Source organism: Thermomicrobium sp. 4228-Ro (assembly GCF_026241205.1).
Lineage (GTDB): Bacteria > Chloroflexota > Chloroflexia > Thermomicrobiales > Thermomicrobiaceae > Thermomicrobium.
This window is the reverse complement of record NZ_JAPFQM010000001.1, coordinates 672,070-684,649: the sequence shown is the minus strand read 5'-3', so window position 1 is coordinate 684,649 and position 12,580 is coordinate 672,070. Positions and strand designations below refer to the sequence as shown.

The window sequence follows — 12,580 nt, the reverse complement described above, 5'->3', positions numbered from 1 at the left end:
GAAGGCGAGCTGCACTGACCGGCGATCTCGGTTATGATGCGCCGTGCGGACAAGGGATCGTGCGAGGAGGGTGAACGATGGCGGACGCACCGTTGGCTCCGGAGGTGCTCAAAGCACTCCAGACGCTCACGACACCGACGGTTGCCAATGCGATCGAGACCTTCGACATCCGTCCGCGCAACGTCGGTTTCATGGATGCTCGCATCACGTGCATGTTCCCGCATCTCGGGACGATGGTCGGCTACGCGGTCACGGCGAAGATCCGGGCAGCTCAGCCCCCACGACCGGGCGAGGCCGTGCCGCGCCGCGCGATGTGGGAGTACATCCTGACGATTCCCGAGCCACGCATCGTCGTGATTCAGGATCTCGACGATCCGCCGGTCGGTTCCTTCTGGGGCGAGGTGAACGCGAACATCCACCGGGCGCTCGGCTGCATCGGAACCGTCACCAACGGCGGCGTCCGTGACCTCGACGAAGTGGAGCGTCTCGGCTTCCACTTCTTCGCGAGCCAGGTGCAGGTCTCGCACGCTTACGTGCACGTGGTGGAGTTCGGGACGCCGGTCACCGTCGGCGGGTTGACGGTACAGCCGGGCGATCTCCTGCACGGAGACAAGCACGGCGTGATTCAGATCCCGCTGGAGATCGCGCCGGAGCTGTACCGGGCCGCCAAAGAAGTCGAAGCGCGCGAGCGCCGGATTATCGAGGCCTGCCAGGCACCCGGTTTCACGATCGACCGTTTGGCGGAACTTTACGGCTGAGAGCTGGCGTTCGACCACTGGACGGTCACGGCGGGCGGCTGGCGGAGCGTCTGGTAGATCACGCAGAACTGCTCGGTCTTTTCCCGCAGGTTGGCCAGCTGCTCCGGCGTCGCCTCCGGTGCATCGATATCGACCAGGAGCCGGATCGCCTGGAAACCGACCGGTACCTCGCGGGAGACGCCGAGCGTCCCGAGCAGATCGAGATCGCCCTCGGCCGCCACGCTGATGCGGCGATAGGGAATCCCGAGGGCGGTCGCCACCATCTGGCAGGTGATCTGGGCGCAGGCAGCCAGCGCGGCCAGGAGCAGATCGCCGGAGCAGCTGGCCGTGCCGGGGCCACCGACTCCTGGATGCGCTTCGCTGACGATCGTGCCGCCGGTGGTTTCGATCACGCAGCGCAGCGGGCTCTCGAACTGGCTGGCCACCGCGCGCAGCGTGATCTGGGCGGCTTCCGGCTCTTCCCGGTACCGCTGCTTGAGCGGGCGTTGGAGAGTCCGTAGATCCATCGCTACCCTTCCTTTTGCTATACCCCGTGGGGGTATACTGGTCATGCGTGCCGCACAGCGCTCGGCGGGTGAAGGATAGCCGTCGCATGTACCTGATGCGAGGTCGTGCGGCAAGAGGCAGCGTCCGATGGTGTCGTCAGGCGTGGTGGCCGGATCGGAGGTGGCCGCATGCGTTACCAGCTACGACGGCATCCCAGGGTGTCGACCGTACTCGCTCTCACATCCGTATTCGCGGTACTCTTGCTCGCTTACTGGCTGGCATACGTGCACTATCCCCGCTTTCGGTTGCCGCCCATCGATGCACTCTCGCTTGTCGCCTTGGCGCTGCTCGCCGGGCTGGCCAGCCTGCTCTCCCCCTGCTCGTTTCCACTGTTCCTGGCGATCCTGGCGCGCAGTGCCGGCCGTGACAGGAACGGGAAACATCGCCGACTTGTCGGTCTGGGGCTCGGTGCCTGTAGCGTTTTCCTCCTGCTCGGTGTGGCGATCGCATCGGGGCTTGCGCCTCTGATCGGTGGTGTGACGTTTCCGAGTGCAGTCGGGCGAATGCTGCGGCTTACCGTCGCTCTCGTGCTTGCCGGGCTGGCGGCGCAGCGCGGCTGGTGGAGTCTACCGGGGACGGTCGTCAGCCGTACGGGGCGGCGGCTCTTGCGTACCGGAGCACAGCCGTCCTTCCTCCGTTCGGTGGCAGCCGGTACCGGTTTTGTCCTAGCTGGATTCGGTTGAACCGGGCCGATCTTGGCCGGTCTGGCCATGCACAGCATGACATACAGTCCGATCTTTGCGCCGATCGGTTTCGTCCTTGCAGCCGCGAGCTTCGTCAGCGGGCTGTTCGCGTTCTCGTCGCTGACTGAGCGAACGGGTGCCGAACTTCGGGCGCGTGCCCGTTCGGCCTTCGGCTTCGTGCGGTCAGCTTCGTTCGTCCTTCTCGTCGCGCTCGCTGCCTACTACTTCGCGACGGCGCTCTGGCCGGCGCCGTTCGCGCGCCTGTTCCCGGTTACCCCACTGGTTGGCTGACGGGGTAGGGGGACCGTTTGGCAGCCTCCACACCGTCGAGCGCGAGGCGAGCCAGCGTGACATCGATCAGCGCCTCGCGCGCGATCGCTTGGAGTGTCTCGACGGCTGTCAGGATAGCTGGCAGGTCGTCCGGCGGGACCATGAAGTCCGGCAGGACTTTGCCGCCGGGGAGGGTAAAGCGCCGGACCAGTCGGTCGGCCAGCTGGCCGATCCTCGGCCGGAGCTCGTCCACCGTCGCTGCCTGAGCCTGGCGCAGCTGGACGAGCTGGGCGAGTGCTTCCCGGTCGGTCACCCCCAGCGCTCGACTGAAATCATCGACGGTCGGCACGCCGCGCAGTGCGGCGAGTTCCTCCAGCGCGGCACGCGTCGCCTCCGGAAGCGAGCGGATGTCCGGTAGCGGTGCGATCCGCTCGTCGATCGTCCGCGGGAGCTCGGCAGGCCGCACCGGGAGCGGCTCTTCCTCCGGCAGCGTCGTGCCGAGCGGGGGTGCGGGTTCGGTGCTGCGTCCGCGCAAGCCGACCGCGAACGCGGCGAGGACGAGGACGATCTTCGGTGCCAGCTCGTGCTCGCGGAGGACGAGTGGACGAAGCGGTTCCAGTCGCTCTCGACGAGCGGCAGCCGCGAGCGCCTGGGCGATTTCGGCCCGGAGCGCATCGGCTGCTGCCTCGAAGGCGAGCGAGCGCACGAACGGGCTGAACTGGCGGACAGCGAAAGCCAGGTACGGTGGCCAGTTCGCGAGCAAGCGGAACGGAAACGGCACGTCGGGAACCCGGAGGGCGGTACGGAGGTCGTCGAAGACCGGCTGAACGCGCGCCGGTGCTCCATCCGGCCAGATCTCGGTGAGTCGCTCGAGCAGCCGTTCTCCCGATAGCTCGCGGTGCTGGTTCATCGTCGTGCTCCCTCCCGCGGGGACGCTGTCTCGATGCCGTCTCTTCTTCACGATACGATACACGCGACTGCGCCGACCGGGGAAGCGGGCGAGGAGCATGGAGCGACGAGCGAGTGGGTCACCGATCTGGCCGCTGATCATTGGGTGCACGAGTGTCCTGGCGCTCACTGGGCTCTGCTGCGTCGTCGCTATCGTCCTCGTGGGAACGTCATGGGCAGCCTTTCTCGTGGGCGGCGCGCTGGCTCTACTGCTCGCTCCTTTCGCTGCGCTCTACTTGATCGCACTCGACCCGCTGGAGCACGAGCCACCGTGGTTGCTCGGGCTGGCGTTCGCCTGGGGTGCGGGTGTGGCGACGCTCAGCGGCGCACTCGGCACGGCTGCACTCGAAGTCTCGACTGGAGCAACACTCGGCTTGTCGACTGAGGTGCGTGACGCGATCGGCTCGGTGGTGTTCGCACCGCTGTCGGAAGAGATCGCGAAAGGTGCTTTCGTACTCTTGCTGTTTCTCGCGGCACGGCACGAGTTCGACGATGTGGTGGACGGCATCGTCTACGGTGGATTGGCCGGCCTGGGCTTCGCGGTCGTCGAGGATTGGCTGTACTATGCGGACGAGTTCCTGCGGGGAGGGCTCGCCGGTGCTGGCAGCCTCTTTCTGGTTCGCGGCATTCTGACCGGTTTCGGCCACCCGCTCTACACGGCGTTGACCGGCCTGGGTATCGGGCTCGCAGCGCAAGCGCGTTCAGCGGCCGCCCGGTGGCTGGTGCTTCCGAGCGGGCTGCTCGTGGCCGTGCTCCTCCATGCGCTCTGGAACGGGGCGGTCACCCTCGCGCAGGCGGACGAGAGCGGCGCGCTCGCGGTCGCAGTGCTCCTCGGTTATCCAGCGGGCGTCCTGCTGCCTGGAGCGATCGGGTTGGCTGTCATTGCGTTCGTCCAAGCTCGCCGGCGCTCGCGCGACGTTCGGCGCTTTCTCGCGGAAGCGGTGCAACGCGGCCTGGCCGATCCGGAGGATCTGGAAACCGTGACCCGTCCCTGGCGTCGTCGGGGACGTCAGCTCAGCTACCTTGTGCGGTACGGTTTCCGAGCGTTCTGGCTGCGTCGGCGACTCGATATCGCGCTCGTGGATTGGGCGTACCGGTGCTGGCACCGGGCACGCGGGGAGCGTCTGCCCAGGTATCTGGCTGCCTTCGAGGCTGAAGCGCTCGAGGCCCGGATCCGTCAGCTCCGCGTACAGCTCGACGCTGCCGTTGGCCGGCCAGCTCGTTGATACACTTAACGAGATGAGCGAACGACGCGGAGGACTCAGGACAACATGCACGACGCCCGATCGGCGACAACAGAGCGTCCTCGGACGGGGCGGCCGCGCACGCTCCACGACTTTCGGCTGGCTGAACTGGAAGCGTGGGTCGTCGAGCGTGGGTACCCGCGCTACCGCGCCCGGCAACTCTACCACTGGGCCTACCAGCAACTCGCGCTCGACTACGGGGTCATGAGCGTTCTGCCGAAAGCGATGCGGCAAGAACTGCAGGAGACCTTGCCAATCACGAACCTGGTCGAGGTGCGGCGGCGGGTGACTGACGACGGCGAGACGATCAAGTTCCTCTTCCGGACGGAGGACGAGCACTTCGTCGAGACAGTCCTCATGTTCTACCCCGACCGTACGACTGTCTGCGTCTCCTGTCAGATCGGCTGCGCGGTCGGTTGTAGCTTCTGCGCGACCGGGCTTTCCGGCTTGATCCGCAACCTCACGCCTGGGGAGATGGTGAGCCAGGTGGTCTATGCCGCGCGGGTCGCGCGCGAGCGGCAGCGGCGCCTGTCGAATATCGTCGTCATGGGGATGGGAGAGCCGTTCCAGAACTACGATGCAGTGCTGCGCTTCGTCGCGATCGTCAACGATCGACAGGGACTGGGAATCGGGACGCGGCACATCACGCTCTCGACTGCCGGCATGGTGCCGTTCATCGACCGGCTGGCCGAGGAGCCGTATCAGGTCAAGCTGGCTGTCTCGCTCCACGCGCCGAACGACGGACTGCGCTCGCAGCTGGTGCCGCTCAACCGGCGCTGGCCGGTCGACGAGCTGCTCGCGGCCTGTCGCCGGTATGTCGCGAAAACCGGGCGGCGCGTCACGTTCGAGTATGTCCTGATCGACGGCCTGAACGACGACGAGAAGACGGCTGCGGAGCTCGCCCGGAAGCTGCGTGGCCTGCTGTGCCATGTCAACCTGATCCCCTACAACCCGACCCCCGCAGCGCCGCTCTACCGGCGTCCTGCTCCGGAGCGGATCGAACGCTTTCGCGCTGTTCTCGAGCACTACGGCATTCCGGCTACGGTACGGTACTCGCGTGGTGTGGAGATCGCCGCTGCCTGCGGGCAGCTCCGGGCGCACGAAGAAGCGCGGCGAGGACGCCGCTTGCCGGCTGTGGCCGGACAGTGAAAGGTCAGCGCATGCGTGTCGCGGTCATCGATCCGTTTTCGGGGGCGAGCGGCGACATGCTGCTCGGTGCGCAGGTCGATGCCGGGCTCGCGGTCGATGAGCTGGCGACGCGGCTCGCGACGTCGCTCGCCCTCGAAGGGTACCGGCTGGTCGCCGAGACGGTCGTCCGGCAGGGACTGCGCGGCACCCGTGTTCAGGTCGTCGTCGAGCGTGACCAACCGTCGCGCGACTGGGCGGAGATCCGCAGGTTGCTGAACGAATCGGCGCTTCCACCACGCGTCGAGGAGCGAGCACTCGCCGTCTTCCAACGGCTGGCCGAGGCGGAAGCGCGCGTCCATGGTGTGCCGGTCGAGCGGGTGCACTTCCACGAGGTCGGTGCGGTCGACTCGATCGTCGACATCGTGGGAGTCGTCTGGGGCTTCGAACTGCTGGGGGTGGAAGCGATCGCCTGTGGGCCGTTGCCGATGAGCCGGGGCTGGGTCGAGACGACCCACGGGAGACTGCCGGTGCCAGCGCCAGCGACGGCGGCGCTGCTGGCCGAAGCGGCTGCACCGACCGTACCGGTGGACATCGAAGCGGAGCTGGTGACACCCACCGGAGCGGCGCTGCTGGTGACGCTCGCCCACTTCCAACGGCCAGCGTTCCGTCCCGAGCGGGTCGGGTACGGCTTCGGCGCGCGCGAGCTGCCCTGGCCCAATGCGCTCCGGCTCTGGATCGGCGAGACCACGAGCGTGCCGCCGGAACCGGAGCCGGCCGAACTCCTCCTCCAGGCGAACCTCGACGACATGAATCCGCAGTTCGTCGAGCCGCTCGTCGAACGGCTCTTCGCGGCGGGGGCGCTGGACGTCTATCTCACGCCGATCGTCATGAAACGGTCACGCCCGGCAGTGGAGGTGAGCGTGATTTGCCGGGCGAGCGACCGGCCCTGGATCGAGCAGGTCTTCTTCGAGCACTCGACGACGTTCGGTGTACGCGCGATCGCGCTCGATCGGACGAAGCTGGAGCGCCGCATCGTGAGCGTGGCGACACGTTGGGGCGAGGTCGCGGTGAAACTGAAGATCCACGGTGGGCGGGTGATCGACGCGGTGCCCGAATACCGCGACTGCCTCGCCATCCACCAGGCGACGGGAGTTCCGATCCGCGAGGTGTGGGACGAGGCGCATCGGATCGCCGGAGCGTGGATCGGTCGGGTGCTCACGGACGAGGCAGCCGAATCGCGGTGATGACCGTTCCCGCGAGGCGGCGCGCGGGTGCCGCGCCTGCTTGCGTCGTTCGGTGTTGCGCTGCTAGAGTTAGACATGACTAATTTAGAAGTTTCTCTATGTCGAACGATCCTGAGGAGCCGGTATGCTGGACTGGTTTTTCGCCCTCGATCCGCTCCTCCAAGCCCTGCTCGGTGGGCTCCTGACGTGGGGAGCGACCGCACTGGCAGCAGCGCTGGTCTTGGTGCGTCGTGGCATGGCTCGGTGGCTGCTGGACATGATGCTCGGTTTCGCTGCCGGTGTGATGATCGCGGCGAGCGTGTGGTCACTGCTCATTCCCGCGATGGAGGTGACCGAGCAGAACGGTGGCATCCCCTGGCTCGGCCGCGAGCGGTCTCGTGCTCGGTGCGCTCGCCTTGCGGCTGGTCGATCGCTTTCTCCCGCACCTGCATCTCTTTTTCCCTCGAGAGGCCGCTGAGGGAATCTCGACGACCTGGCGACGGACGACCTTGCTCATCCTGGCGATCACGCTGCACAACGTCCCGGAGGGACTGGCGGTCGGTGTTGCCTTCGGTGCAGCGGCCCGGGTACTCGACCCGGCGCTCGCTTTGTCGCTGGCCGGCGGTGCGGTTGCCCTGGCGATCGGTATCGCGCTCCAGAACGTGCCGGAGGGGCTGGCGGTCGCCATGCCACTGCGACGCGAGGGGTTCAGTCCGTTCCGGGCGTTCTGGTACGGACAGCTCTCGGCGATCGTCGAGCCGGTGGCAGCGCTCATCGGCGCGGCGGCGGTGATCCTCGTCCAACCGATCCTACCGTACGCCCTCGCCTTCGCTGCAGGCGCGATGCTGTACGTCGTGGTCGAAGAACTGATTCCTGAATCGCAACGTGGTGACCACAGCGATCTCGCGACGACGGGAACCATCCTCGGCTTCACGACGATGATGGTGCTCGATACGGCGTTGGGGTGAGCCGTTTCCGCGGTCGTGTAGCGGCGCTGAGTCGAGCCGGATTCGGCTGTTCGCGGGCGGGTGGGGCGGACACAGAGAGCTGGCGAGGCGGTTCTGTTCTCCTATGGCGAACGAGCTGGTTGCAGAACTTAGCCGAACCTGGCTAGCATCGGAACAGGCGTAGCGCATCGATGTCGCTTTCATTCCCAGTCTCGCTGATGTGGCCTGGAGGGTGGCATGCACGAAGCTGCACAGGAGCCGGGTACGGCGTCGACCGCGCACCGTGACGTCGTCGTGCGCGTGACGGACGTCGTGAAGCATTTCCAGCATGGGCGACGCCAGCTGCGCGCGCTCGACCGCGTGAGTTTCGAGCTGCGCGAGGGGCGGTTCCTGGTCATCGTTGGGCCGAGCGGCTGCGGGAAGACGACGCTCCTCCGGATCCTCGCCGGTCTCGAGCGGCAGGACAGCGGTGAGGTCTGGATGCGGCCGAGCCGGGACGGGCATCCGCCGTTCGCGATGGTCTTCCAGGAGCAGTCGGTGTTCCCCTGGATGACGGTGCGCGACAACGTTGCCTATGGTCTCAAGCTGCGGCGAGTCCGGGGGCGCGAGGTCGAGGAGCGGGTGGGGCACTGGATCCGCAAGGTGGGACTGGCCGGGTTCGAGCGCGCCTACCCGCATCAGCTCTCGGGCGGCATGAAGCAGCGCGTCTCGATCGCCCGGGCCTTCGCAGTCGATCCGGACGTGCTCCTCATGGACGAGCCGTTCTCGGCTCTCGACGAGCAGATGCGGACGATCCTGCAGCAGGAGGTGTCGACGCTCTGCGAAGAGCAGCAGAAGACGGTGATCTTCGTCACCCACTCGATCGACGAGGCGATCACGCTCGGGGACGAGGTGCTGGTGATGACGCACCGGCCGGGGCAGGTGAAGCGCCTCATTCCGATTCCGTTCCCTCGGCCGCGGGACGTGGTGGAGGTGCGGGCCGATCCGCGCTATGGGGAGCTGTACGAAGAGATCTGGGGCTCGATCGCGGAGGAAGTGCGACGCGGGCCACGGGAGGACTGACATGGCAGAGCGAGGCGCGGCCTTGGAGCACGTGGCCGTGCGGCGCCGACGCTGGGTGCCGCGGGCCGGAGCCAAGACGGAGGCAGCGGCGCAAATCCTGTCACCGATCGTGCTGCTCCTGCTCTGGGAGGTGGCGGCGCGGGTGGGCTGGGTCGACCAGCGCTTCTTCCCGGCGCCGAGCGCGATCGTGCGGGCTTTCTGGGAGGCAGTGACCACCGGTGTCCTCCTCCATCACCTGAAGATCACGCTGTGGCGGGTGGTTCTGGGGACGATTATCGGGGGCGTGCCGGCGGTCTTGATCGGGCTGGCGATGGGCTTGTGGCGCTGGCTCCGGTTGACGCTCGACCCGATCATCGCGGCGACCTACCCACTGCCCAAGAGTGCGTTGTTTCCCTTGCTGCTCCTGATCTTTGGTCTGGGCGAGGGATCGAAGGTGTCGATGGTGGCGATCGGTGTCTTCTACCTTGCCGTGACCAACGCGATGGAAGGCGTACTGGCGATCAGCCCGGTCTATTTCGACGTGGCCAAGACGTTCGGGGCCAGGCGGTGGGACGTGATCCGGACAGTCGCGCTGCCGGGAGCGATGCCGCTGGTGCTGGCGGGACTCCGGCTCGGGGTCGGGACCGGGTTGATCCTCGGGGTGTTGGCGGAGATGCTGGGTGCACGCGATGGCCTCGGCTATCTCCTGTGGAGCGCCTGGCAAACGTTCTCGGTCTCCTCGCTCTGGGCGACCTTGTTCGTGACAGCGATTCTCGGCTTCGTCAGCGTGCAGCTGGTCGATTTCTTGCGGAAAGTGCTGGTACCCTGGCAGCGGACGAGTGGGCGGACATGAGGCGGACGGGCTGAAGGCCTCGCGGCAAACTTGTTCTCTCTCGACTCGGGGTGGAATTCCGACCGGAGTTCGACTGGAGGCGAGAGAGCCGCTGGACGAGTCCCACGCAGGTGAAAACAGAGCGAGACCTCGACCTGTGCGCACGATCGCTGTGCTTCACCGTCTTCGCTCGAAGCCGAGCGTGACGTGCCGTTCTGGGACAAGTCTGCAGAGCGTGTCGGATTTCGCCGGGTACTGACCCGAGGAACGCGCGAAGGACGAGACAGCAGGCTGCACGATTCGGGCCCGTCGCGCTCGGGTGGCTGCGCCTCTCCCACCGGGCACTCGATCCGCTTCGCTCGACCGAGTTCCAGCCGTACCACTGCCACGATCGCGAGGAGAAGGTCCGACCCGGCGAGCCTGTCCCGGTCGACATCGAGATCTGGCCGCCCGGGACGCGGTTCGAGGCCGACAAAAACCTGCGGCTCATCGTGCAGGGGCGAGATATCCAGCAATACCCACCGAGTCGCGTCTCCGCGTACCACGAGTCGACCCGTCCATCGTGGTCGCCATCGAGTCTCGAGTGGCGGGCACTACGACTCGTATCTCGTCGTGCCGGTTGTTTCCGCGTGAACACAGCAGCCTATCCTGCCGTCGAGCTGGGGAGCGAGATCGCCGAGCGGCGGGTGGTCGCTCGCATCGGAGGAGCGGAACGACGGGCCGGAGCGGCTCGGCTGCGATTCAGCCGCTGGGTTCGCGGGCCGATGCCTGCGCTGCTGGCTCGTCGAGGACAGCCAGCGTATCCTCTGGCTTCAGTTCGAAGAAAACGAGGCGCAAGCGGCCGGGCTGGGTGCCGAGCACCTCCCGGAAGATCTCGACTGCCTCGCGGGCGAAGGCGCGCTTGGTCTCCACCGGCAGCGGCTGTTCCCGGGCGATCAGGATCTCGAGCATCGGCATCGGTCGTCCCCCTTTCACCGCAACGGTAAGCGTACTCCAGGTGCGTAGGCCGCGCCGAGCGAGCCGACGAGTCCCTCAGGCGAACGTCAGCTCGACCACGCCGAGCGGACCGAAGTCAGCGCGGAACCGGTCGCCACGGTGGGCGGGGTGCGCGCGTAAGCCCGCCGGTCAGGACGATCGCATCGGCGGGAAGCGCGACTCCGTGTCGGGTGGGTTGTTCGACCAGCCAGCAGACGAGCGCCAGCGGCTCCGGTTCCAACGCTGCGGGCGTTCCTTCGTCGATCGGCTGCCCGTTCCGCGGGAGGCGCACCGTGAGGTCGGACAGAAGAGGGGGCACGGTCGAATCGTGCGCTGGTCCCAAGCGGTACCCGGCTGTCGAGCTGTCGTCAGCAGTGTTCTCGGACGGTCGAAAGCGGTAGTCGACGAAGCGGGAATCCACGACTTCGAGCGCTGGGTAGACCGCGGTAACGGCGTGCTGCAGCGTATCGGGATCGCACGGGGTGACGAGTGCTCCGGAGAAGCGCACTGTGATTTCTGGCTCGACGCGAGGATGGATGAAGCGGTCGCCGGAGACCCTTTCTCCTTCGATCTCCATTCAATCACAGAGCCGGCCGTAGTTGGAGTGCTCGACTCCGAACTGCTGCCGCATCGCAGGCGAGGTGAAGCCGAGCGTGAAGCTGACGACCTGGCCTGGCAGCCGGGCCACGAGTGCGGCTTGGATACGATACGCATCCGCCTCGTTGCAAGTGTCAGGGAGGAACGGGGAGGAGCGCGGTGTGCGGGTCGCCCAGGCGCGATAGAGCGCAGCCACGTCGTCATCGCTAGGGATGATGGCCCGACCGTGCGTCGAGTCGTCTCCCCCGCGGGACCCATACCCTGCCCGGAATACTGCCGAACCGCGTGATCCGGACGAGGGAGCGAGGCCGCCAGGATGCCCACCTGGCGGCCTCGTGGTTCAGTCGTCGGCGCGGGCGGGTTCGGCAGCCTCGACCGGTGGGGTGCCGTAGAGGAAGAACTCGGCTGGCAGCGGGGAACCGAACCAGATGATTCCCTTGTCCAGCTCCTCTTCCCGCCAGGTGATCGGCTGCCAGGCCGGGTCGAAAATGAGGTACCCGGCATCGCCGAAGAGCTCGACCCGGTTGCCGCCCGGCTCGATGACGTACATGAACATCGCTTGCGAGATCCCGTGCTTGCCCGGTCCCGCCTCGATCTTGATCCCGACTTCGCTGAACACATCGGCGATGTCGGAGAGGTGCTGCGGGTAGCCGTACCAGTAGCAGACGTGGTGGAGCCGGCCCTTGGCGCCGGACTGGTCCATCATGAAGGCGATCTCGTGCACCAGCGGGCTGACCGAGAGCCAGGCGCCGGCTTCCCGGCCGTTGTTGAGCTGGATGTTCTCGCGCAAGCGGAAGCCGAGGAGGTCCATCAGGAATTGCTTGTTTTGCGTCACGTCGCTGGCCAGCAGGTTGACATGGTCGATGCGGCGGACCGGGATACCGCGCAAGGGGCGGCGCTGGGGCCGGTTGATCAGCTTGGTCTTGGCCTCGGCGGGCGTCTTGTAGTACTCGACCTCCCAGAGGAGCTCCATCGGGTGGCCGTCTGGGGTGTGGAAGCGGTAGGCGCGGCCGTGGCCGCGGTCTCCCGCGATCCAGCCCTCGCCGAGGCCGGCTTCCTCGAGGGCGCGGACGCGGCGCTCGAGCGCCTGCGGGGAGGTGGTGCGCCAGGCGACGTGGCCCAGGCCGGGCTTCTCCCGCTTGGTGACCTTGAGGGTGTGGTGGTACCAGTCCTCGTAGGCGCGCAGGTAGACCGAGTCGCCGACCCGCTCGGTCTCCTCCAGGCCGAGGAGGTCCTTGAAGAACCAGAGAGTACCGTCGAGATCGGGGGTGTAGATCTCGACGTGGGCGAGTTGCGCGACCTCGAAGAGCGGTTCCGGATAGCCGTTCGTGCTCATGGAACTCCCTCCCACTGCAGTCTCCTGCTGACCGACTCCTTGGGCGTCTCTG

Annotated in this window: 14 protein-coding genes and 2 pseudogenes; 10 read left to right on the top strand and 6 right to left on the bottom strand. The window is 66.9% G+C overall.

The annotated features are described in order from the left end of the window. Positions 1-77 precede the first annotated feature (77 nt). A complete protein-coding gene (locus OO015_RS03455; RefSeq protein ID WP_265939805.1) occupies positions 78-758 on the top strand; it encodes an RraA family protein in 681 nt (226 codons plus the stop codon). On the opposite strand, the gene OO015_RS03450 is transcribed toward OO015_RS03455, so the two are convergent. Further along, positions 749-1,264 carry an OsmC family protein gene (locus OO015_RS03450; protein ID WP_265939803.1) on the bottom strand — a complete coding sequence of 172 codons (516 nt, stop codon included), beginning with the start codon at positions 1,262-1,264 and terminating at the stop codon, positions 749-751. The genes OO015_RS03455 and OO015_RS03450 overlap by 10 nt on opposite strands. Positions 1,265-1,432: 168 nt before the next feature. Between OO015_RS03450 and OO015_RS03445 the strand changes: the two genes are divergently transcribed. Together OO015_RS03445 and OO015_RS03440 are read left to right on the top strand one after the other, a co-directional pair. Continuing rightward, positions 1,433-1,987, top strand: a complete 555-nt coding sequence (locus OO015_RS03445) for a hypothetical protein (RefSeq protein WP_265939801.1) — start codon at positions 1,433-1,435, stop codon at positions 1,985-1,987. Positions 1,988-2,014: 27 nt separating this feature from the next. Further along, complete coding sequence (locus tag OO015_RS03440) at positions 2,015-2,278, top strand: hypothetical protein (protein ID WP_265939799.1); 264 nt, start codon at positions 2,015-2,017, stop codon at positions 2,276-2,278. Here the strand turns inward: OO015_RS03440 and OO015_RS03435 are convergent. Then, on the bottom strand, positions 2,259-3,167 hold the full coding sequence (locus OO015_RS03435; protein ID WP_265939797.1) for a hypothetical protein: 909 nt from the start codon (positions 3,165-3,167) through the stop codon (positions 2,259-2,261). The genes OO015_RS03440 and OO015_RS03435 overlap by 20 nt on opposite strands. A 97-nt stretch (positions 3,168-3,264) precedes the next feature. Between OO015_RS03435 and OO015_RS03430 the strand changes: the two genes are divergently transcribed. The 7 genes and pseudogenes from OO015_RS03430 to OO015_RS14145 all read left to right on the top strand — a co-directional run. Further along, positions 3,265-4,431: a PrsW family intramembrane metalloprotease gene (locus OO015_RS03430; protein ID WP_265939795.1), complete on the top strand. Its 1,167-nt coding sequence runs from the start codon at positions 3,265-3,267 to the stop codon at positions 4,429-4,431. Positions 4,432-4,476: 45 nt separating this feature from the next. Next, positions 4,477-5,598, top strand: coding sequence for a 23S rRNA (adenine(2503)-C(2))-methyltransferase RlmN (gene rlmN / locus OO015_RS03425; protein ID WP_265939793.1), 1,122 nt, complete (start codon positions 4,477-4,479; stop codon positions 5,596-5,598). An 11-nt stretch (positions 5,599-5,609) separates the two neighbouring features. After that, positions 5,610-6,821: a nickel pincer cofactor biosynthesis protein LarC gene (gene larC / locus OO015_RS03420; protein ID WP_265939791.1), complete on the top strand. Its 1,212-nt coding sequence runs from the start codon at positions 5,610-5,612 to the stop codon at positions 6,819-6,821. A gap of 124 nt (positions 6,822-6,945) precedes the next feature. After that, positions 6,946-7,768, top strand: a pseudogene (locus OO015_RS03410) (ZIP family metal transporter). Between the two features lie 216 nt (positions 7,769-7,984). Beyond that, positions 7,985-8,809 (top strand): ABC transporter ATP-binding protein, encoded by an 825-nt coding sequence (locus tag OO015_RS03405; protein WP_265939786.1) that lies wholly within the window; start codon positions 7,985-7,987, stop codon positions 8,807-8,809. Position 8,810: 1 nt separating this feature from the next. Next, on the top strand, positions 8,811-9,641 hold the full coding sequence (locus OO015_RS03400; RefSeq protein WP_265939784.1) for an ABC transporter permease: 831 nt from the start codon (positions 8,811-8,813) through the stop codon (positions 9,639-9,641). Between the two features lie 194 nt (positions 9,642-9,835). Beyond that, positions 9,836-10,135: pseudogene (locus OO015_RS14145) on the top strand (CocE/NonD family hydrolase C-terminal non-catalytic domain-containing protein); the annotation flags it as partial. 226 nt (positions 10,136-10,361) lie between these two features. Here the strand turns inward: OO015_RS14145 and OO015_RS03395 are convergent. The 4 genes from OO015_RS03395 to OO015_RS03380 form a co-directional block, all read right to left on the bottom strand. Further along, positions 10,362-10,577 (bottom strand): tautomerase family protein, encoded by a 216-nt coding sequence (locus OO015_RS03395; RefSeq protein WP_265939782.1) that lies wholly within the window; start codon positions 10,575-10,577, stop codon positions 10,362-10,364. A 115-nt stretch (positions 10,578-10,692) separates the two neighbouring features. Then, positions 10,693-11,172: a hypothetical protein gene (locus tag OO015_RS03390; protein ID WP_265939781.1), complete on the bottom strand. Its 480-nt coding sequence runs from the start codon at positions 11,170-11,172 to the stop codon at positions 10,693-10,695. Continuing rightward, positions 11,173-11,388 (bottom strand): hypothetical protein, encoded by a 216-nt coding sequence (locus OO015_RS03385; RefSeq protein ID WP_265939779.1) that lies wholly within the window; start codon positions 11,386-11,388, stop codon positions 11,173-11,175. A gap of 144 nt (positions 11,389-11,532) precedes the next feature. Then, positions 11,533-12,528, bottom strand: a complete 996-nt coding sequence (locus OO015_RS03380) for a catechol 2,3-dioxygenase (protein ID WP_265939777.1) — start codon at positions 12,526-12,528, stop codon at positions 11,533-11,535. Between the last annotated feature and the right edge of the window lie 52 nt (positions 12,529-12,580).